Raw genomic sequence first — 20,314 nt, forward strand, 5'->3', positions numbered from 1 at the left:
GCTGAGGTGAGGGGTGGGGGTCATGTCCGGTGCTCCGACTGCGCGCGGCCGAAGCCCCGTTGGAAGGCGGCCATCAGGCCCGGGTCGTGCAGGGGTTGTTCGCTGTCGCCGGTCCGCCGGGGGGCGGGTGCCTCGCGCAGCTGGGGCGCGAGGTGCTGCTGGGCCCGGCGACGCGGCAGCGGCGGCCGCCGCTTCTCGGCCGGGGAACCGGCCGGGGTGCCGGGCTGCGGCTCGGGCTGGGCCCCGGCCCGGGGCTCCGACCAGATCGCGAGCCGGGCCTCGGACGAGGACTCGGGCCCTCGCTCCGGCTCCGCCACGGGCGCCGGGGCGGCAGCGGTCGAAGGCTCGGGGCGGTCCCCCGGCCGGGGCGCGGGCAGGGTCCCGGGACGGGCCTGCGACCAGATCTCCAGGCGGGGGTCCGGACCGGAGCCGGGGCCCAGGCCGACCGGCGCAGGAACCGGAGCCGGAACCGGCGCCGGAGCCTGGACCGAGACCTGATCCGGGACCTGATCCGGGACCGGGGCCGGAGCAGGAACCGGAGCCGGGGTGCGGCCCCCGGCTGCAGCCCCGACCCCGGCCCCGGCCGGGGTCGCTGCCACGGACGGACCGGAGGCGGGGGCGGAGGCAGGGGCAGGCGCGGCAGCAGGCGCGGGAGCGGCAGCGGGCGTGGCAGCGGAGGCAGGCGCATGAGCACGCACAGCGGCCGGCGGAGGCTCCGGCGCCTCCGTACCGTACGACCAGAGCGGTGCGGCCGGCCCGGCACCCGGCGGCTCCTGCCGCGGCAGCGCGACCCGTACCGGCTCCAGGGGCGGCACCCCCGTCCCCTCCCCGGTCCCCCAGGAAGTGGCGCGGGAGCCCCCCGCGGCGGCATCGGCTCCCGGCGCCTCCGCGCCCAGCAGCTCCTGCGGCAGCACCAGTACGGCCAGCACCCCGCCGTAGATGTTGGACTTGAGCTCGACGGCGATCCCGTGCCGGCGGGCCAGCGCCGAGACCACGAACAGGCCGATGCGGCCGTCCGCCAGCAGGTGCCGGACGCTGATCTGGTCGGGGTCGCCGAGCAGGGCGTTCATCCGGTGCTGCTCCTCGGCCGGCATGCCCAGTCCGCGGTCCTCCACCTCGACGGCGATCCCGGCTGTGACCCGTTCGGCGCGCAGCACCACATCGGTGTCGGGGGCGGAGAACACCGTGGCGTTCTCGACCAGTTCGGCCAGCAGGTGCACCACGTCGGCGACGGCGTGGCCGCGGACGCTGCCGCCCGACGGGGGCACCACCTTGACCCGGGTGTACTGCTCGACCTCCGCGACCGAGGAGCGGAGCACCTCGCTCAGGTCGATTGGCCGGGTCCACTGGCGGCGGGAGGCCGCGCCGCCGAGCACGGCCAGGTTCTCCGCGTGGCGGCGGATCCGGGTGGCGAGGTGGTCGACGTGGAAGAGCTCCTTGAGCAGGTCCGGATCCTCGACCGTGTCTTCCAGTTCGTCCAGCAGCGAGATCTCGCGGTGCACCAGGGACTGCAGGCGCCGCGCGAGGTTGACGAAGACCTCGACCTTCCGTTCGCTGTCGGACGGGGTGACCGGTCCGGCCAGCCGTACGAGGGTCGCGTGCGCCTGTTCGCGGGCGCCGCGCAACTCCTGCGAGAGCAGCCAGAACTCGTCCACCCCGGACGGGTCGGTGCCGACCGGCGGCGAGGTCGGCCCTCCGCGCACCGGGCGGGGCGGAACCTCACCCCGTTCGAGCCGTTCTGCGGCGGTCCGCAGTTCCTGGCGGCCGCGCACGCTGGAGCGGCGCAGCGCCTCGCACCGGTCCTGGACGGCCTTGGCTGAGCGCTGCGCGCCGAGCAGGGCGGCGGCGAGGGCCCCGGCGACGAGCAGGGCGCAGCCGGTGAGCACCGGCCACAGCCGGGCGTCGCGGTCGCCGGCTCCCCCGCCGAGTTGCAGCGTGAAGATCACTGCGGCGGCGCCGCTGAGCCCGGCGGCGAGCGTGGGCAGCAGGGCGGCGCGGAGCAGTTGGGGGCGTATCTGCCGGCCCGGACCGGTAACGGCGTGTCTCGACGGGGAGTGGCGGGCGGCTCGGAGTCCGGACATCGGCGTCCTCGGTACGTGGGGCCCGGCCCCCAGCAGTTCCCGGGGCCCGGTGTTGATCACCGGATACCCACGCTAGACCGCATGCTCCCGCCCGGGACGGCCAGTTGGGGAAGTTCGCCGGGGTGCTTACCGCTCCCGGTGGAGCGCTCGCACGACAGCCCGATTCCCCGGGGTCGCGGCGCGGCTCCGCACGCCCCCTGCGGGGTCCGGGCACGGGGTGTCAGAGCCCGCGTACAGCGTCCGGACTCCCCTGACGAGACCGACGCCGGCCCGTGACGTGTCCGGCCCCCTGACCCCGGGGGTCAGGGGGCCGGACCCTGCCTGCCTGTCCAGGCGGACAGGACCTACGAGCCCTACGAGCCCTACGAGCCGACCGCCTCGGGTTCCTCGCGGGTGGTCGCCGTCGCGGGCCGGCCGGCGGGTGCCGGGCGGGGGGAGGCCTCGAGGGCGGGCACGGGCGCGCCCGCGGCCACGAACGGACGCCACCACGGCACGGCCGGGACTCCTGCGCCGCCGGGCTCGAAGGGCTGGCCCGGGATCGGCAGCGCGACCGCCGCCCCGGCTCCCTCGGCGGCGGACAGCGTGCCCTCGCCCGGCTCGTCCCACGGGTGGGGGGCCAGGTTGAAGGTGCCCCAGTGGATGGGCAGCATCGTGCCGTGCGGCGTGCCGCCCTGGAGGTCGAGGTGGGCCCGCATGCCCTCCTCGGGGGTCATGTGGATGTCGGGCCAGTACTCCGAGTAGGCCCCGATCTGGATCATCGTGGCGTCGAAGGGCCCGTGCTCGGCGCCGATCTCCTTGAAACCGGGGAAGTAGCCGGTGTCCCCGCTGTGGTAGATCCGGTGCTCGTCCCCGGCCACCACCCAGGAGGCCCACAGGGTGTGCTGCTGGTTGCGCAGGCCGCGGCCGCAGAAGTGCCGGGCGGGGGTCGCCGTGAGGGAGAGTCCCGCGATCTTGGTGCTCTCGTTCCAGTCGAGCTCGCGCAGCCGGTCGGCCGGGACCCCCCAGCGCTCCAGGTGCGCGCCGACGCCGAGCGGGACGGCGAAGACGGTGTCCGTACCGGCCAGGTCCTTGATCGTCGGCAGGTCCAGGTGGTCGTAGTGGTCGTGGGAGATGACCACCATGTCGACCTCCCCCAGCGAGGCCAGCGGCACGGGCACGGGGTGCAGCCGCTTGGGGCCGGCGAAGGGGAAGGGTGAGCACCGCTGACCCCACACCGGGTCGAACAGCACCCGGCGTCCGTCGATCTCCGCGAGCACGCTGGAGTGCCCCATCCAGGTCAGCCGCAACCCGCTGACCGGGGGCTTCGCCAGATCGGCGAGGGTGGTCGGGTGCACCGGGATCGGGGCTCCCGGGCTCCTGCGGAGCCGCTGTTCCTTGTGAAAGTAGATCTTGGCGAACTCTTTCATCGACCCGGAGGGCCTGGTCCGGGCCCCGACCGGATTCTGGAAGACGCCGTCGGCGAAGTTGGGCGAGCGGCGGATCCGCTCCAGCCGGGCGCCGGACGGGTCCGCGCCGAAGGCTTCGGGCCGCAGCGCGCGCAGCCGTGGACGCAAGGGACGGGAGCCGGTCAAGGCGCCTCCTGGGAGGATGGGGGTATGCGTGGCCGTAGGGGTCTACGACCATCCCAACGCACACCCGCCCCCAAGGATTCCGCTTCCGGCCCCTGTCCACACGCGTTTCGGCCGTGCTCACCTGCGTTCAGCCGTACACCCGTGTCGCGGCCGCCCGGCATCCCCCGCCGGACGGCATCCCCGTGGCCGCGCGGCATACCCCGCCGCCCGGCACCCCCTTGGCCGCACGGCACCCCCGTGACCGCGCGGCCCGTACCTACAGCGGCATCAGGTCCGGCCGCTTCGCCTCCACGTGGTCCCCGGAGGACTCCCCGCGCAGCCGGCGGCCGATCCACGGCACCAGGTGGTCGCGCGCCCACTGGATGTTGTCCCGGGTCACGTCCACCGATCCGCGCGGCTGCTGCGGCGGCCACGGCTGGTCGGGGTCGGTCGGCACCTCCAGGCCGAGCACCTGCGCGGCGCGCAGCGCCACCCGGGTGTGCCCCTCGGGCGACAGGTGCAGCCGGTCGGCGTCCCAGGCCCGCCGGTCCTGTACGGACTTCAGCGACCAGAGGTCGAGCACCGGGCAGTCGTAGCGGTCGGCGATGGCGCGCACGTGCGCGCTGTATGTCGCCACCTTGCCCCGGATGTGCTTGAGGACCGGCACGCCCCGCGTGTCGAAGCCGGTGGTGATCATCACCTGGCCGACGGACCCGGCGAGGTCGGCCACGGCCGCCTCGAACCGCTCCGCCACGTCGTCGGGGTCGCTGCCGGGCCGGATGATGTCGTTGCCCCCGGCGCAGAAGGTCACGAGGTCCGGTGCGAGGGCCTTGGCCCGCGGCACCTGCTCGGCCACGATCTGGTCGAGGAGCCTGCCGCGCACGGCCAGGTTCGCGTACCGGAAGTCGTGCTCGTCGCGCCGATCGGCCAGGAGCACGGCAAGCCGGTCCGCCCAGCCGAGATAGGAATCCCCGGGTCCCGGGTCCCCGACACCCTCGGTGAAGCTGTCCCCGATCGCCGCGTACGAGCCGATGGTCTTGAGTTTCGTCGTCGTCGCTGCCACGGGAACCCATCCTTCACCGCCGTGGGCGACCTACGCCAACGTAAGCAGGGGTTGACGGACCGTGATCTGTACCACCTGACGGATAAGGAATAAGTACACGTGAGGCCGGGACCCCCCTCGGGCCCCGGCCTCACGTGTGTCTCCCGCTCCGGCGGCGGGTGCCGTCAGAGGCTCGCGCCCTTCGAACGGAGGTAGGCGATCGGGTCCATGTCCGAGCCGTAGGACGGGCTCGTGCGGATCTCGAAGTGCAGGTGCGGCCCGGTCGAGTTGCCGGTGGAACCGGAAAGGCCGATCCGCTGTCCGGCGGTGACGCTCTGGCCGGACGAGACGGAGAGCGAGGACAGGTGGGCGTACTGGGAGTAGTTGCCGTCCGCGTGCCGGATGACGACCTCGTTGCCGTACGAGCCGCTCCAGCCCGCCGAGACGACGGTGCCCGCGCCGACGGCCTTGACCGTGGTGCCGGAGCGGGCGATGAAGTCGACGCCCGTGTGGTAGCCGGAGGACCACATGGCGCCGGCGACCTTGTACTGGGTGGAGACGCCGCCGCTGACGGGGGCCACGAAGCCGGCGCCCGCGGGGGCCTTCTCGGCGGCGGAGGAGCCGGCCTTCTGCTTGGCCGGCGCGGCGGAGTCGGCGGCGCCCTTCTTGGCCGAGGGCGCCGAGGCACCGGAACCGGAGGCCTTCGGGGCCGCCTTCTCCGGAGCCGGGGCCGCCTTGGGGGCGGGCCGGGCCGGGGCCTCGGCCGGGGCGGCCTCGCCCTTCGCGCCGAGCGTCAGCTTCAGGCCCGGGTGGATCAGCGACGGGTCGGTGCCGACGGCCTCGCGGTTGTCGGCGTAGAGCTGCTCCCAGCCACCGGTCAGCTGGCGCTCGGCGGCGATCTTGGAGAGGTAGTCGCCCGGCACGACCGTGTAGACGGTCGGCGCGGCCTGCGGCGCGGCCTGGAGCTGCACGGCCTGCGGGGCCGCCTGCGGGGCGGTCTGTACGGCCTGCACCACCGGGGTGGCGGCGGTCGCGGCGGTCGGCGCACCGGCGGCGTGGGCGCCCGCGGCACCGATCAGCGGCAGCGCGAGGGCGGCGCCCCCGGTGCCGGCGGCGGCGAAACCGCGCGATATGGAACCGGACTTGGGACGGCGGTGCTTACCCTTTGCGGGCATGGCGAATTCCTCTCCGTCGCCTGCGAGGTGAGCTGTCGGGTTCGGACTGGAGATGTCCGGCCGTACACCCGGGACCCCTGGAACGCGGGCCCCATATGTACGGCTTCACCCCGAGCCGTCCCGGTTCAAAAGATCCGGAACAGCGGCTTACCTGGTTCCCCCGCTCCTGCCGCGCGCGTGAATAGTCGGGTGCGGTTTCCGGGCGGCGGCAGGATTCGGCGGTCCACCCGGATCGAGGGCGAAGCTAATCGAGTCGGGCGGCAGGTAACAAGCCATGAATTCCCTGACGGATTCACAGGGATGAGGGAGCGGCGGAATTCCGGTCACCCTGCGTCCATTCCCCACCGTCAACAACCGTCCCTGCCGGGCAATTCGGCATTCGCGATCAGACACTCACGGTCACCGTATGATCTGGCTCACGGAGAGGCACCCGATCTCGCCTCCGTCTACGGCAAGTTGTTGCCAAGTAGCCTAATTCGGACACCCACCCGACGATGCGGAGGAGTTCCCGTGACCCAGCAGATACCCCCGGCCCCGCCGGCACGACCCGGGTCGGAGCCGGTGCCGGAGCCCGAACTGTCCGGAGTGCGCAATTTCCGTGACGTGGGCGGACTTCCGGCCTCCGGTGGACGGAGGGTCAGGGCGGGACGACTCTTCCGAAGCGGACATCTGGCACATGCCACCGAAACCGATGCAGAGTTCCTCGCATCGCTCGGCCTGCACACCATCTTCGACTTCCGCAACAACGCCGACCATTCACTGGAGGGGCCGGACGTCGAACTGCCGGGTGTACGCAATGTGAACATCCCGCTGTCGGACCCCGCCGACGGCCGGGAGTTCTGGAAGATGGTCCGCGAAGGCGACCTCGGCCAGCTCCGCTCGCTCCTCGGCGACGGCAAGGCCGCGGCCCGGATGGCGCAGTCGTACCGCACCATCATCGAGCAGCGCACCGCCGAGCACAGCCGGGTCGTGCACGCCCTCGCCGAGGACAGCGTCCCGGCCCTGATGCACTGCGCGGCGGGCAAGGACCGGGCCGGCCTGTCCATCGCCGTCACCCTGCTCGCGCTCGGCGTCGAACGCGAGGCGATCGTGGCGGACTACCTGGAGTCGAACGCCCCGCACCGGCGCTACCGGGTGCGCCGCAGCGGCGAGCCGGTCGAGGCCCACTCCCCCGAGGTGATGGAGCTCCTCGCCCCGCTCTTCGACGCCCGCGCCGAGTACCTGGACGCCGCCTTCGACAGCATCGACAAGCGGTGGGGCGGGGTCGAGCGCTACCTCGCCGAGGGCCTCGGACTGACGCCCGAGACCCTCGACCGGCTGCGCGAGCGGCTGCTGACCGACGGGGCCTGAGGCCCGCCGGAGCAGGCGGTCAGCGGTTGCCGACCGCCTGCTTCACCAGGGTCCGCCCGAAGTCCCACATCAGGCCCGACCCGCCGTGCGCCTCGTCCATGACCGCGCGGAAGGCGCCGACGAACCGGTCGACGTCCCGTTCTTCCACGATCAGCGGCGGGATCAGCTTGATCACCTCCAGGTGGTCGCCGGAGACCTGGGTGAGGATCCGGTGCTTCTGGAGCAGCGGCACCACGACCATCTGCGCGAACAGCCCCTTGCGGGCCGCCTGGAGCATGGTCCACCGGCTGCGCAGCCCCAGCGAGGACGGCCGGCCGAACTCGATGCCGATCATCAGCCCGCGCCCCCGCACCTCGTGCAGCAGCTCGTACTCGTCCACCAGGGCCGCGAGCCGCCCGCGCAGCAGGTCCCCCGTCGCCCGGGCGTTCGCCACCACCTCCTCGTCCTCCATGACCGACAGCACGGCCAGCCCGGCCGCCATCGCCTGTGCGTTGGAACCGAAGCTGGCGGAGTGCACGAGCACCCGGTCCATGGACGAGTAGACCTTCTTGAAGATCCAGTCCTTGCCCAGGGTCGCGCCGACCGGCACGTAGCCGCCCGACAGCGCCTTGGCCACGCACACGAGGTCCGGCTCCACGCCCGGCTCGTGCTGGTACGCGTAGAAGTCACCGGTCCGTCCCAGCCCGGTCTGCACCTCGTCCGCGATCAGCAGTGCCTTGTGCCGGTGCAGGAGTTCCTGGGCTGCGAGCAGGAATCCGGGCGGAGCCTCCAGGACCCCCTTGCCCTGGATGGGCTCGACGACGAAGGCGGCCACGTCCCCGCGCCCCAGCTCCCGCTCCAGGGCGGCCAGGTCCCCCAGCGCGATCCTCGTGTCGGGGAGCAGCGGGGCGAAGCCGTCCCGGAAGCCGCTCTCCCCGTTCACCGACAAGGAGCCCGTGGTCAGCCCGTGGAAGGCGTGGTCGCAGTAGAGGACCCGCGGCCGCCCGGTGGCGTACCGGGCGAACTTCAGGGCCGTCTCCACGGCCTCGGTGCCGCTGTTGCCGAAGAAGACCCGGTCCAGGTGCGGGCTGTACGAGAGGAGCTTCTCGGCCAGCAGCCCGGGCAGCGGCTGGCAGTCGAAGCGGGTGAGGTCGGCGAGCTGGGCGTCGAGGACGTCGTGCAGGGCCCGGCGGACGACCGGGTGGTGCCGGCCCAGGCCCATCACCCCGAACCCGGCCAGCATGTCGAGGTAGTCGTTGCCCTCGGCGTCCCAGAAGTGGGCGCCCTCGGCCCGCTCGTAGACCTTGTCGAAGCCGATGGTGTGCAGCATCCGGGGCAGCTGGTGGTTGAGGTGGCGGGCGTGGAGCTCGTACCGTTCGCCGCCGCGCTCGGCCAGCAGGGCGCCGAGGTCGAAGCCCTTGCCCCGGCCGCGCCCCGCCCGTTCGCCCGGGCCCTGTCCGGCGGCGGTCATGCCGAGCGGTCCCGGTTCCCGCCGATCGTCTCCCGGGCCGCCCGCAGGGACTCCTTGAGGGAGCCCATGGTGGCGAGGACGGCGGTGGGCTCGTAGCCGCAGTGCGCCATGCAGTTCGCGCAGCGCGGGTCCTTCCCGCGGCCGTACTTGCTCCAGTCGGTGTCGTTGATCAGCTCGCGGTACGTGGGCACGTAGCCGTCGCTCATCAGGTAGCAGGGGCGCTGCCAGCCGAAGAGGGAGTAATTCGGAATCGCCCAGGCGGTGCAGGGGAAATCCGCCTTCCCTTCGAGGAAGTCCAGGAAGAGCGGCGAGTGGTTGAGCCGCCAGCGGCGCCGGTTGCCGCCCGCGAAGGCCTTCTTGAAGAGGTCGCGGGTCTGTTCCACGCCCAGGAAGTGTTCCTGGTCGGGGGCCTTCTCGTAGGCGTAGGCCGGCGAGATCATCATCTCGTCCACCTGGAGGTCGTCATTGAGGTAGTTGAGTACCTCAATGATCGTCTGCGGTGTGTCGGTGTTGAAGAAGGTGGAGTTGGTGGTGACCCGGAAACCCCGCTTCTTCGCCTCCTTGATGGCTGCGACGGCCTCGTCGAAGACGCCTTCCTTGGCCACCGACTCGTCGTGCCGCTCGCGCAGGCCGTCGATGTGCACGGCGAAGGCGAAGTACGGGGACGGGGTGAACTTCTCGATCTTCTTGCGCAGCAGCATCGCGTTGGTGCAGAGGAATACGTACTTCCGCTTGGCTACCAGCTGCCGGACGATCTCGTGGATCTGCGGGTGCATCAGGGGCTCGCCGCCCGCGATGGACACCATGGGCGCGCCGGACTCCAGCACGGCGCCGACCGCTTGGGCGACCGGCATGCGCTGCTTGAGCACCCCGGCCGGGTGCTGGATCTTCCCGCACCCTTCACAGGCCAGGTTGCAGGCGTAGAGCGGTTCCAGCTCGACGATCAGCGGGAACTTCTCACGCTTGCGGAGCTTCTGTTCGAGAAGATAGGTCCCGACCCTGATGGTCTGGCGCAGCGGCATGGCCATCTGGCTCACCTCCTGGGGAGCAGCAAAGAACGGTGCCAGTCATAAAACGCGGGCAGTACGGCACGCAGTACACGGAAGGCCGATATTCCACCGCGGACCGTGCCGATGCGGACGAGCTCATGCTCCGGAGCGTCCACGATCACCCGGACGGCCGCAACCGGACGGCTGCCTCCGCCGGCGGCGGTCCACAAGGTGGCCGCGGACTCCATGTCGACCGCGATGGCGCCGGTGGCGCGCAGCTGCGCGCGCTCCTGGCCGCGGACGACGTGGTCGGATCCGGTCAGGGGGCCGATGTGCACGGTCCGGCCGGGCGCTGCCCGGGCCAGTGCCTCGGCGAGCAGGGCGGTTCCGGTGCAGGTGACGTCGCCGTGCGGGTCCCGGGTCTGCTCGGCGACGACCAGGTCGCCGGGGTGCATGCCGGGGACCAGCCCCGCGCAGAACCCGGTCGCGAGGACGGCCGCCCGCTCCATCCCCGGCCGGTCCAGCGCCCTGGCGACGGCCCGCCGGGCCGCGCGCGGGCCCATCCCGGTGCGCAGCAGGGTGTGCCCGGGCGGCGCCGCACCGCGCGCGCCGCGGCCCGCGCTGCGCAGCGCGGCCTGCTCGATGCGCAGCGCGCAGGCGACCAGCAGCGGGGCGCACGCCTCGCCGGACATCACGCTTCCCCGGCCCCGGCCGTGGCCGTGTGCGCCACGGCCGGCGCGGACGGCTCCCCGTACAGGTAGCGGCCGAGCGCGGTGAGCGGGAACACCTGGCGGTACAGGTGGTAGTTGATGGAGAAGTCCCAGGGGAATCCGGTGCCGGTGAAGTACGGCTCGTCCCAGGAGCCGTCCTCCTCCTGCGTCCGCACCAGGTACCCGACGCCGCGCTCCACGGCCTCGCCGTCCCGCTCGCCGGCCGACAGCAGGGCCATCAGCGCCCAGGCGGTCTGCGAGGCCGTGGAGGCACCCTTCCCGGCCCACGACCGGTCCTTGTAGGAGCGCTGGTCCTCGCCCCAGCCGCCGTCCGCGTTCTGTACGGATTCCAGCCAGCGCACCGCCCGCCGGATCGCGGGATGCCCCGGGGGGATGCCCGCCGCCGTGAGCGCGGGCACCACCGAGCCCGTCCCGTACACGTAGTTGGTTCCCCAGCGGCCGAACCAGCCGCCCTCCGGCTCCTGTTCGGCGAGCAGCCAGGCGATGCCGCGCCGGGTCCGGGCGTCGCCCGCCTTGCCCTCGAAGGCAAGCATCTCCACCACGTGGGCGGTGACGTCGGCCGAGGGCGGGTCGATGACCTCGCCGAAGTCGCAGAAGGGCAGCCGGTTCGGGAAGGGGCTGGTGTTGTCGGCGTCGAAGGCGCCCCACGCGCCGTTCCTCGACTGCATGCCGAGGTTCCAGGCCACCCCGCGCGCGATGGCCGCATCGACCCGGGCCGGGTCGGGGTGCTTGATCCGGCGCAGGGCGAGGACCACCTCGGCGGTGTCGTCGATGTCGGGGTACGTGTCGTTGTGGAACTCGAACGCCCAACCGCCGGGGGCCAGCGCGGGCCGCCGTACGGCCCAGTCCCCGCTGCGCACGATCTCCTCGCCGAGCATCCAGTCGGCGGCCTTGACCAGCGCCGGATGGTCGGGCGGCAGACCCGCGTCGGCGAGCGCGATCGCGGCCAGGCAGGTGTCCCAGACGGGCGACTGGCAGGCCTCGATCATCCGGGCGCCGTCCTCGCGCCAGACCGCGAACCGGTCCAGCGAGTCCAGCCCGGCGCGCATGACGGGGTGCTGGAGGTCGTAGCCGAGCAGGTGCAGGGCGATGACGGAGTACACGGCGGGTGGCTGGATCCCGCCCCAGCAGCCGTCGTTCTCCTGGCGCTCGACGATCCAGCGGCTCGCGGTCGCCATGGCCGCCTTGCGCAGCCGGCGCGGGGCGAACCGGCGGTAGACGTGCAGGGCCCTGTCCATCCGCTGGAAGACGCCCTCCCAACTGGCCAGCGGGGCGGGCCGCTTGCCCGGGTTCGGCACCCTGGCGTCGGTGTGCAGCTCGTCCAGCGCGAAGGGGGCCGGGCGGACCGGGCGGAGCGCGGAGACGACCGTGAGCGGGACGATGGTCTGCCGGGCCCAGCAGCCGAAGTCGTAGATGTTAAGCGGGACCCAGGGAGGCAGGAACACCAGCTCGGGCGGGAGTTCGGGCAGGTGGTCCCAGTTCCACCAGCCGAACAGGGCCAGCCAGATGCGGGTGAAGACCCGGGCGGCGGCGATCCCGCCGTGGGCCCGGATCCAGGCCGAGGCGCGGGCCATGTGCGGGGCGTCCGGCGCGTCACCGGCCAGCCGCAGGGCCACGTACGCCTCGATGGTGGCGGAGAGTTCGGGCGGCCCGCCGTGGAAGGTGGCCCAGGTGCCGTCGTCCCGCTGCTCGCCGCGGATGAAGAGGGCGGCGGCGTACGTGGTCCTCTCGTCCCGGATCCCGAGGAACTGGCGCAGCAGCAGGTCCTCGGCGTCCATGGTGACGTTGGTCTCCAGGTCGCCCTTCCACCAGCCCTCGGGGTCCTGGCGGGCGAGCAGCCGCCGGGTCGCCCGCTCGGTGGCCTCGTGCGCGCCCCGTACGGCCTCCTCGCGCACGGCGCCCCGTACGGTCTCCCGGGCCGGGTCCGGCGCGCCGCGCGGCGGGGCCGTGCCCGGGCCGGCGGCCCGGTGTGCCGGGTCCGGCGGGCTGCCCGCCGGAGGCGGGGCGGATCGCGGCGCGGTGTCCACCCCGGTGTCGGCGCCGCGGGCGTTCGCGGCGTCGTCGGTCGTCGCTGTCATGGCTTCCCCTTAGAACAGTGTCCTGTGCTGTGCTGGGGTCTGCCGTCGGCCGGAGCGCGCCACCTTCAGGCGGCGGCTCCGGCCGGCGACTCGCGATTCATATCTGGGACTGCGGCCGGGCGGCGATCACCTCTTGCGCACGACGACGAAGTCGGCGAGGGCGACGAGCTGGTCGCGCACCCGCTGCGGCATGTCGACGTCGTCCAGGGCCCGGATGGCGACGGCGTGCTGGCGGCGCGCCTCGTCGGCGGTCCACTGGCGGCCGCCGGCCGCCTCGATGAGCGCGGCGCGGGCCGCGAACTCCTCCTCGGAGAAGTTCTCGAAGTCGTTGCTCTTGGCGTCGGCGGCGAGCAGCTCGGCGAGTTCCTCGCAGGCGGGTCCGCCCGCTGCGAGGGCGGCGACGACCGGCAGGGACTTCTTGCGCTGGCGCAGGTCGCTCCAGGTCTGCTTGCCCGTGGCCTCCGGATCGCCCCAGATGCCGAGGAGGTCGTCCACGGCCTGGAAGGCGAGGCCCAGGTGGTAGCCGTACTCCTCCAGCTTGTCGGCGGTGCGGTCGTCCGCGCCGCCGAGGACGGCGCCGATCGAGACGGCGCAGGCGAGGAGGGCGCCGGTCTTGTTGCCCTCCATCTCCAGGCACTCCTCGACGCTGACGCGCTCGCGGTGCTCGTACGAGATGTCCTGCGCCTGGCCGTCGATGAGCTTGCGGCTGGCCGTGGTCAGACGGCGGGCCGCGCGGGCCGCCTCGACGGTGCCGAGCTCCAGCAGCACCTCGTTGGCGAGGGCGAAGAGCGCGTCGCCGACCAGGATCGCGAGGGCCGGTCCGTGCACCTTCCACACCGTGTCCCGGTGGCGGCGCTGCTCGTCGCCGTCCATCAGGTCGTCGTGCAGAAGCGAGAAGTTGTGCACGAGCTCGACCGCCACCGCGCCCGGGATGCCGACCTCGGCCGCGGCGCCCGCGGCCTCGGCGGAGAGCAGCGCGAGGGCGGGGCGCACGGCCTTGCCGCCGTCGCCGTCTGCCGGGTTGCCCTGGGCGTCGATCCAGCCGAAGTGGTAGGCGGCGACGGTGTCCATGGGCGCCGCGAGCCGGTCCACGGCGGCCCGGAGCGCGGGGGTCGACAGCGTGCGGCCGCGCTCCAGGAGGGCGATCGTGTCCGCCTTCTCGGCTCCCCCTCCAGCTGTGCCCAGACTGGCATCCGTGTTCTCGACAGCCGGATTCCCCGGGTTCACTGGCTCTCCTCTGGTTCCTGTAAGTGCTGTGCTGGTCGTGCTGGTCGTCGTCATGCCGCCTCCTGCAGAGGGTGTTCGCTGGGGCGGCCGAGCGCGGCGAGTGCGGCGTGTGCCGCGCTCAGTCCGCTCCGGACGGCGCTCTCCATGGTCGCGGGCCAACCGGTCGCGGTCCATGCACCGGCGAGGTAGAGCCCCGGCGTGTCGGTCCGCGGGCCGGGGCGCAGCCGGCCGACGCCGGGGGTGGGGGCGAAGGTCGCGGTCCGCTCCCGGGTGACGAAGAAGTCCCGTACCTTGGCGCCGCGCGCGGCGGGCAGCAGCCGTTCCAGCTCGGGCAGGTACTTGTGCCGCAGGACCGATACGGGTTCGTCGATGTCGTCCTGGGCCACCGACTGGGACAGCGCGAGGTACTGGCCGCCGTCGGGGAGCCCGGAGGAGTCGGTGCGGTCGAAGACCCACTGGACCGGGGAGCCGAGTGCGGCGAAGAAGGGCTGCCTGAGCACCTTGCGGTCGTAGACGACGTGGACGTTGAGGATGGGCGCGGTGCCGATGTCGAGGAGCTTGTCGGGGTCGGCGAGGGCGCCGGCGGGGAGCAGGGCGTGCGCCTCGCGCTGCGGGACGGCGAGGACGACGGTCTCCGCGTCGAGGGACTCCTCCTCGGTGTCGACGCGCCAACCGCCCTCCTGCGTACGGGACACGGCGGTGACCCGGGCGCGCAGCACGGTCCGGACGCCGGACGCGTCGAGCGCCTTGCGGGCGAGCGTGTCGTGCAGGTCTCCCAGGGGTACGCGGGCCCAGCCGATGTCGGCGGCGCCGTTCTCGGAGAGCAGGCCGGTCTTGAAGACCATGGCGGCGAGGCCGAGGGAGGACTGCTCGGCGGTGGCGTTGAGGGTGGCGATGCCCACGAGGTCCCACAGGGCCTCGATGGCGCGCGGGGACTGGCCGTAGCGGCCGAGCCAGGTCGCGAAGTCGATGCCGTCGAGGGCCGGGTCGGCGGGGTCGAGGCGGCGCAGCGCGAGGGCGGCGCGCCCGACTCCTGCCCGTTCGGCGAGGGAGAGGTGCGGGTAGGTCGCGAGGGACGCGGCCAGGTGCAGGGGCACGGGCAGGGCGCTGCGGCGCAGCCGGCCCAGGCGCGGCCCGCGGGGGTGCGCGACGTCGAGCACTGGGACGTCGAGCCGGTCCTGGAGCGGGGCGAGGCCGGCTCCGTCGACGCGGTCGAGGAACCAGCGGTAGGCGGTGCAGCAGCGCAGGTACACGTGCTGGCCGTTGTCCACGGTGAGCTCGCCGCGCTTGAAGGAGAAGGCGAGCCCGCCGAGCCTGGGCCGGCCTTCGAGCAGGGTGACCTGCAGTCCGGCGTCGGCGAGTTCGAGGGCGGTGGTGACCCCGGCGAGTCCGCCGCCCACGACGATGGCGCGGCCGGCGCCCGCGCGGGTGCCGCTGTCGGTGCTGCCGGCGCTCATGCGTCCTCCCCCGTCGTGTGCCGCTGTGCCGAGGCGGTGGTCCGCGCCTCGCGCGCGGGCGCGGGCGCGGCGGTGGCCGCGGCCCTGCGCGCGTCGGTGCGCGCGGAGCCCGCACGGGGAGACGCGGAAGCCGCCGCCGGGGTTGCCCGCCGGCCGCGGAGCGGCTCCGGGGCGCAGGCGGTGCGGGTGGTGCGGGTGGTGCGGGTCGGGGTCCCGGTCATCAGGCCCGCCTCCGGGTGCTCTGGCGGGAGATGGTCCGCGCGTCAAGGCCGGACAGGCCGCGCACGGCGACGTACGCCTTCTCGTGCGTCGGCAGCGATACGCGGCCGCGCAGCACCGCCTCCGGCTCCCGCTCGATGCGGTCGAGCAGGCGCCGGTAGATGCCCGCCATGGCGGCCACGCAGGCGCCGCTGCGCCGGTCGAGCATGGGCAGCAGCCGGTATCCCTCGACGAACAGGGCCCGGGCGCGCCGCACTTCGTGGTGGACGAGCCCGGCGAAATCGGCGCCGGCGGGTGCCCGGTCGCTGTGGAAGCCTTCGGAGCAGCCGAACTTGGCGAGGTCCTCGGCGGGCAGGTAGGTGCGTCCGTTGGCCGCGTCCTCGCGAACGTCCCGGAGGATGTTGGTGAGTTGCAGGGCGAGGCCGAGGGTGTCGGCGTACTCCCCGGCGCGCGAGGCGTCCGAGACGCCGGGGCCCGCGGTGTTCACCGTGCCGAACACGCCGAGCGAGAGCCGCCCGATGGCTCCGGCCACGCAGCGGCAGTAGGCCTTGAGGTCGTCCCAGGTCTCGTAGGTCTCGCCGCGGACGTCCATGAGGACGCCGTCGATGAGTTCGTCGAGGCCGCCGAGCGGGATCGGGAAGCGGCTGGAGGCGTGGGTGAGGGCGACGGCCACCGGGTCGGTGTCGTCCTCTTCGACCTCCCCGGAGCGGATCCGGCCGAGCAGGGCGCGGGTCTCCTCCAGCCGGGCCAGCTTGGCCTGCGGTTCCAGCGTGCCGTCGCCGATGTCGTCGACGCGCCGGGAGAAGGCGTACAGGGCGGACATCGCCTGCCGCTTGTCGGTGGGCAACAGCCTGATGCCGTAAGCGAAGTTGCGCGCCTGCGAGCCGGTGACGGCCTCGCAGTAGCTGTAGGCCGCCAGGACCGGTGCGGACGGCGCGTACGGTGCGGACGCGTGTGTGGGGCCCTCCACGATGGGGCTCACCCCTTTCTCGGCGCTGTGCGCAGGACGGCGGCAACCTCGCGGAGCAGGCCGCTCTTGGTGGGCTTGGGCGGGCCGGGAAGTACGTCGAAGCCGGTGGCGGTGACGGCTCGGAGGGCGGCGCGCCCCCCTCCCACGAAGCCCGCGAGCAGCAGCCGGAGCCGGCCGTGCACGCTGCCCACGAGCGGGCTGCCTTCGTCCAGGAGGTCGCGGGCGCGCTGGGTCTCGAACGCGATCAGGGAGCGTACGGAGGCACTCGCGGACGGGGCCCGCAGGTCGGCCTCGGTCACGTGGAAGCGGCGCATGTCCTCGGCGGGGAGGTAGATCCGGTCCCGGCCGAGGTCCTCGGTGACGTCCTGGAGGTGTTCGGCGATCTGCAGGGCGGTGCAGATCGCGTCGGAGCGGCGGATCCGTTCGGGGGTGCTGGTGCCGGTGAGGGAGAGGACGAGGCGGCCCACCGGGTTGGCGGAGAGCTCGCAGTAGCCGAGGAGGTCGGCGTACGTCTCGTAGCGCGTGACGCGCTGGTCCTGGCGGTTGGCCTCGATCAGCCCGAGGAACGGCTCGGGGGTGAGGCCGTGGGCGCGGACCACGGGCCGGAGGTCGCGGAGCAGCGGATGGCGCGGCTGACCACCGGGGGTACCGGAGCCGTCGAACACGCGCAGCAGGTCGGCCTCGAAGGCGTCGAGCATGGCGAGCCGGTCGTCCGTCGCGGCGGGGTCGAGGCCGAGGAGCACGGCGTCCCGGCCGCCGGGGGCGAGGTCGCCGTCGCCGATGTCGTCGACGAGGCGGGCGTACCCGTAGACCGCCATGAGGCCCTCGCGCCAGGCGCGGGGAAGGAAGGAGGGGGCGACGGGGAAGTTCTCCGCCCGGGCCTTGCCGAGGGTGGCGCGCGCGTGGACCGTGTCGGGCAGGGGGCGGGTGCTGTGCCCCGGGGTCACCGCCCGCCGCCCGCGGCGGGGACGGCCGTATTGCCTGGGGGCCGGAGAATTCCCGTAGCCATTGCCGTCACATCTCCCGTTCTACACTGCCGACCTAATACATCCTATTTCGGACACGCCGCCAGGTATTTCCCCGGGGTGCTCCCGGGCCGTTCACCTGCGGGGAATCGTCCCCTCTTGTCCCCGATTCAGGACTGCTTCAGCTTACGCTGTACAACGGCGCGGAAGCCTCTCGGGTATTCACCCCGCCACTGAATGTCGTCCCGGCGCCCGCGGGGACATGCCGAGGCCCCCGCCACGGTGTGCGGCGGGGGCCTGCGGGAGTCCGCTGGGAAGTGCGCGGCATCACGCCGCGGCCCGGGGACCGGTCAGCCGTTGGTCGCCTTCTCGTAGGCCGAGACGACTTCCTCCGTGGGCCCGTCCATCAGGAGTTCGCCCTTCTCCAGCCACAGCACCCGGTCGCAGGTGTCGCGGATGGACTTGTTGTTGTGGCTGACCAGGAAGACGGTGCCGGCCTTCTCCCGCAGCTCGCGGATGCGGTCCTCGGAACGCACCTGGAAGCTGCGGTCACCGGTGGCAAGGGCCTCGTCGATCATCAGGACGTCGTGGTCCTTGGCCGCCGCGATGGAGAAACGCAGACGCGCCGCCATGCCGGAGGAGTAGGTGCGCATCGGCAGGGAGATGAAATCCCCCTTCTCGTTGATGCCCGAGAAGTCGACGATGCTCTGATACCGCTCCTTGATCTGCTCGCGGGTCATACCCATCGCGAGACCGCCGAGAACGATGTTCCGCTCGCCGGTGAGGTCGTTCATCAGGGCGGCATTGACACCGAGCAGCGAGGGCTGGCCGTCCGTGTAGACCTTGCCGTCCTCGCAGGGCAGCAGGCCGGCGATGGCGCGCAGCAGGGTGGACTTGCCGGAGCCGTTGGAGCCGATGAGGCCGATGGCCTCGCCCCGGTACGCGGTGAAGGAGACTCCGCGCACCGCGTGGACCCGGCGGACGCCCGGAGCGTCGCCCTTGCCCCGGCGGAGTATCTTGCTGAGCGCGGCGGTGGCCGCGCCCTTGCCGCCGCCGCCGGTGTTGACCCGGTAGACGATGTGGACGTCGTCCGCGATCACGGTGGGGACGCGCCCCTGGGTGTTGTCAGCCACGGCCGTAACGCTCCTCAGACTTCCAGAAGTACACGAAGCCGCCGAGGCCGATCACGGCGGCCCAGCCCACTGCGAAGAGCCAGACGTGCGGAGGCAGGTTGCTGCTGCCGTAGTCGTCGATCAGCGCGAACCGGATGAGGTCCATGTAGATCGCCACCGGGTTCCACAGCAGCACGTCGCTGATCCACTGCGGCTGGTCCTTGAGGTAGATCCCGATCGGGAACATGACCCCGGAGGCGTACATCCAGGTACGCATCACGAACGGCATCAGCTGCGCCAGGTCGGGGGTCTTGGAGCCCATCCGCGCGAAGATCATGGCGAGGCCGGTGTTGAAGACGAACTGCAGCGCCAGCGTCGGAATCACCAGCAGCCAGGAGAGCCGCGGGTAGTTGCCGAAGCTCACGGCGATCACGAAGACGACGATCATCGAGTACAGCAGCTGCTGGAGCTGCTGGAGCGAGAAGGACACCGGGAGGGCGGCCCGCGGGAAGTGCAGTGCCCGCACCAGCCCGAGGTTGCCGGAGATCGCCCGCACGCCCGCCATCACGGAGCTCTGGGTGAAGGTGAAGACGAAGATGCCCATCATCAGGAACGGGACGTAGACGCCCTTCGGCATCTCCCGGCCCGCGCCGAGGATCAGGCCGAAGATCAGCCAGTAGACGGCCGCGTTCAGCAGTGGGGTCGCCACCTGCCAGACCTGGCCGAGCTTGGCCTGGCTGTACTGCGCCACCAGCTTGGCCCGCGAGAAGGCCATGATGAAGTGGCGCCGCCCCCAGAGCTGCCGCACGTAGTCGCCCAGTCCGGGCCGGGCGCCGCTCACGGAGAGGCCGTACTTCCTGGCGAGCTCCGCGGGGCTCAGCCCCGCGTCTTCGGACGGCGGCCTGCTCGTGGCGAGGGCGCCGTCGTGGGTTGTGTCACTCACAAGTTGAAACTTTCGTCTTCAAGATGCGGCCGGATCGGGCATCAGGCTGGTGGCACGAGGCCCGTGATCGCGTCATGTTCCCAGACGCGGGCTCGTCAGATGACAGGTGGTCTGCCCAGCCGGGTCAGCCGCCAGACCGTACGCCATCTCATGGGGCGCCGGGGCCCGCAGGGAGTGGTCCATCCCTCCCTGAAGCCGCCGAACCAGGCCTTGAGCGCCGCTGCCGAAGGCCTGCGCAGGAGCGTCAGCAGGAGCCATACGCCCAGGTAGACCGGGACAAGCGGAGCGGGCAGGTTGCGGCGGGCGAGCCACACCCGGTTACGGGCCACCATACGGTGGTAGACCGCGTGCCGGGAGGGGGCAGTGGTCGGGTGCAGCAGCACCATGTCCGCCCGGTAGTCGATCAGCCACCCTGCGTCGAGCGCCCGCCAGGCCAGGTCGGTCTCCTCGTGAGCGTAGAAGAACTCCCCCGGCAGGGGTCCGACCTGCTCGAACACCGCAGTGCGGACGGCGTTGGCGCCGCCCAGGAAGGTGGTGACGCGGGAAGAGCGCATCGGGTCCGAGGCGCGCAGCCGCGGTACGTGCCGCCGCTGGGTCCGGCCGGTCTCCGGATCGGCGATCCGGAAGCTGACGATCCCGAGGCGGGGGTCCTCGGCGAAGGCCTGGCGGCACAGCTCGGCGGTGTCGGTCCGCTCCAGCAGCCCGTCGTCGTCGAGGAAGAGCAGCGCGTCCACGTCGCGGCCGCCGGGGCCGAAGGCCTCGATGCCGACGTTGCGGCCGCCCGGGATGCCCAGGTTCTCCGGGAGGTCGATGCTGCGGACGCCCTCGGGGAGCCCGGTGACCTCGACGCCCTGGCCCACGACGACGACCTCGACCGGGTCGCCGTCCTGGCGGGCCACGGAGTCGAGGAGCGCTTTGAGCTCGTCGGGCCGGTTGCCCATGGTGATGATGACGGCGCCCAGCCGCATCGGGGCC

The 20,314-nt window shown here is 72.7% G+C and carries 17 protein-coding genes and 1 riboswitch; of the genes, 1 reads left to right on the top strand and 16 read right to left on the bottom strand.

Annotated elements, in window-relative coordinates; translation table 11 throughout:
* Positions 1 to 20: 20 nt before the first annotated feature.
* From AB0D94_RS30835 to AB0D94_RS30850, 4 genes are all read right to left on the bottom strand, one after another.
* A complete protein-coding gene (locus AB0D94_RS30835; protein WP_362058510.1) occupies positions 21 to 2,081 on the bottom strand; it encodes an ATP-binding protein in 2,061 nt (686 codons plus the stop codon).
* Positions 2,082 to 2,443: 362 nt separating this feature from the next.
* Positions 2,444 to 3,652 carry an MBL fold metallo-hydrolase gene (locus tag AB0D94_RS30840; protein WP_362058513.1) on the bottom strand — a complete coding sequence of 403 codons (1,209 nt, stop codon included), beginning with the start codon at positions 3,650 to 3,652 and terminating at the stop codon, positions 2,444 to 2,446.
* A 256-nt stretch (positions 3,653 to 3,908) separates the two neighbouring features.
* Positions 3,909 to 4,694 (bottom strand): SGNH/GDSL hydrolase family protein, encoded by a 786-nt coding sequence (locus tag AB0D94_RS30845; protein WP_362058516.1) that lies wholly within the window; start codon positions 4,692 to 4,694, stop codon positions 3,909 to 3,911.
* 164 nt (positions 4,695 to 4,858) lie between these two features.
* Positions 4,859 to 5,848 (bottom strand): LysM peptidoglycan-binding domain-containing M23 family metallopeptidase, encoded by a 990-nt coding sequence (locus AB0D94_RS30850; RefSeq protein ID WP_362058519.1) that lies wholly within the window; start codon positions 5,846 to 5,848, stop codon positions 4,859 to 4,861.
* A gap of 4 nt (positions 5,849 to 5,852) precedes the next feature.
* Positions 5,853 to 6,046, bottom strand: a riboswitch (cyclic di-AMP (ydaO/yuaA leader).
* 312 nt (positions 6,047 to 6,358) lie between these two features.
* Here AB0D94_RS30850 and AB0D94_RS30855 point away from each other — a divergent pair.
* Positions 6,359 to 7,198 (top strand): tyrosine-protein phosphatase, encoded by an 840-nt coding sequence (locus tag AB0D94_RS30855; RefSeq protein ID WP_362058522.1) that lies wholly within the window; start codon positions 6,359 to 6,361, stop codon positions 7,196 to 7,198.
* A gap of 19 nt (positions 7,199 to 7,217) precedes the next feature.
* On the opposite strand, the gene AB0D94_RS30860 is transcribed toward AB0D94_RS30855, so the two are convergent.
* The 12 genes from AB0D94_RS30860 to AB0D94_RS30915 all read right to left on the bottom strand — a co-directional run bounded on the left by AB0D94_RS30860 (position 7,218) and on the right by AB0D94_RS30915 (position 20,307).
* Positions 7,218 to 8,648 (bottom strand): aspartate aminotransferase family protein, encoded by a 1,431-nt coding sequence (locus AB0D94_RS30860; protein ID WP_362058525.1) that lies wholly within the window; start codon positions 8,646 to 8,648, stop codon positions 7,218 to 7,220.
* Positions 8,645 to 9,676, bottom strand: a complete 1,032-nt coding sequence (gene hpnH / locus AB0D94_RS30865) for an adenosyl-hopene transferase HpnH (RefSeq protein WP_362058528.1) — start codon at positions 9,674 to 9,676, stop codon at positions 8,645 to 8,647. Before hpnH ends, AB0D94_RS30860 begins: the two co-directional genes overlap by 4 nt.
* Positions 9,677 to 9,681: 5 nt before the next feature.
* On the bottom strand, positions 9,682 to 10,329 hold the full coding sequence (locus AB0D94_RS30870) for a 1-hydroxy-2-methyl-2-butenyl 4-diphosphate reductase (RefSeq protein ID WP_362058531.1): 648 nt from the start codon (positions 10,327 to 10,329) through the stop codon (positions 9,682 to 9,684).
* Positions 10,329 to 12,446: a squalene--hopene cyclase gene (shc, locus tag AB0D94_RS30875; protein WP_362058534.1), complete on the bottom strand. Its 2,118-nt coding sequence runs from the start codon at positions 12,444 to 12,446 to the stop codon at positions 10,329 to 10,331. Before shc ends, AB0D94_RS30870 begins: the two co-directional genes overlap by 1 nt.
* Before the next feature lie 126 nt (positions 12,447 to 12,572).
* Positions 12,573 to 13,727, bottom strand: a complete 1,155-nt coding sequence (locus tag AB0D94_RS30880) for a polyprenyl synthetase family protein (protein ID WP_362058537.1) — start codon at positions 13,725 to 13,727, stop codon at positions 12,573 to 12,575.
* Complete coding sequence (gene hpnE, locus AB0D94_RS30885; protein WP_362058540.1) at positions 13,724 to 15,130, bottom strand: hydroxysqualene dehydroxylase HpnE; 1,407 nt, start codon at positions 15,128 to 15,130, stop codon at positions 13,724 to 13,726. The genes AB0D94_RS30880 and hpnE overlap by 4 nt, the downstream gene beginning before the upstream one ends.
* A complete protein-coding gene (locus AB0D94_RS30890; protein ID WP_362058543.1) occupies positions 15,127 to 15,351 on the bottom strand; it encodes a hypothetical protein in 225 nt (74 codons plus the stop codon). The genes hpnE and AB0D94_RS30890 overlap by 4 nt, the downstream gene beginning before the upstream one ends.
* Entirely contained in the window at positions 15,351 to 16,319 is a 969-nt protein-coding gene (hpnD, locus tag AB0D94_RS30895; protein WP_362058546.1) for a presqualene diphosphate synthase HpnD, read from the bottom strand. Before hpnD ends, AB0D94_RS30890 begins: the two co-directional genes overlap by 1 nt.
* Positions 16,320 to 16,327: 8 nt before the next feature.
* Positions 16,328 to 17,266, bottom strand: a complete 939-nt coding sequence (gene hpnC, locus AB0D94_RS30900; protein ID WP_362058549.1) for a squalene synthase HpnC — start codon at positions 17,264 to 17,266, stop codon at positions 16,328 to 16,330.
* Positions 17,267 to 17,634: 368 nt separating this feature from the next.
* Positions 17,635 to 18,417 (bottom strand): ABC transporter ATP-binding protein, encoded by a 783-nt coding sequence (locus AB0D94_RS30905; protein ID WP_362058552.1) that lies wholly within the window; start codon positions 18,415 to 18,417, stop codon positions 17,635 to 17,637.
* A complete protein-coding gene (locus tag AB0D94_RS30910; RefSeq protein WP_362058555.1) occupies positions 18,410 to 19,339 on the bottom strand; it encodes an ABC transporter permease in 930 nt (309 codons plus the stop codon). The genes AB0D94_RS30905 and AB0D94_RS30910 overlap by 8 nt, the downstream gene beginning before the upstream one ends.
* A 95-nt stretch (positions 19,340 to 19,434) precedes the next feature.
* Entirely contained in the window at positions 19,435 to 20,307 is an 873-nt protein-coding gene (locus tag AB0D94_RS30915) for a glycosyltransferase (protein WP_362058588.1), read from the bottom strand.
* Positions 20,308 to 20,314 lie beyond the last annotated feature (7 nt).

The sequence above is a fragment of the Streptomyces sp. NPDC048255 genome, assembly GCF_040652415.1.
GTDB lineage: Bacteria > Actinomycetota > Actinomycetes > Streptomycetales > Streptomycetaceae > Streptomyces.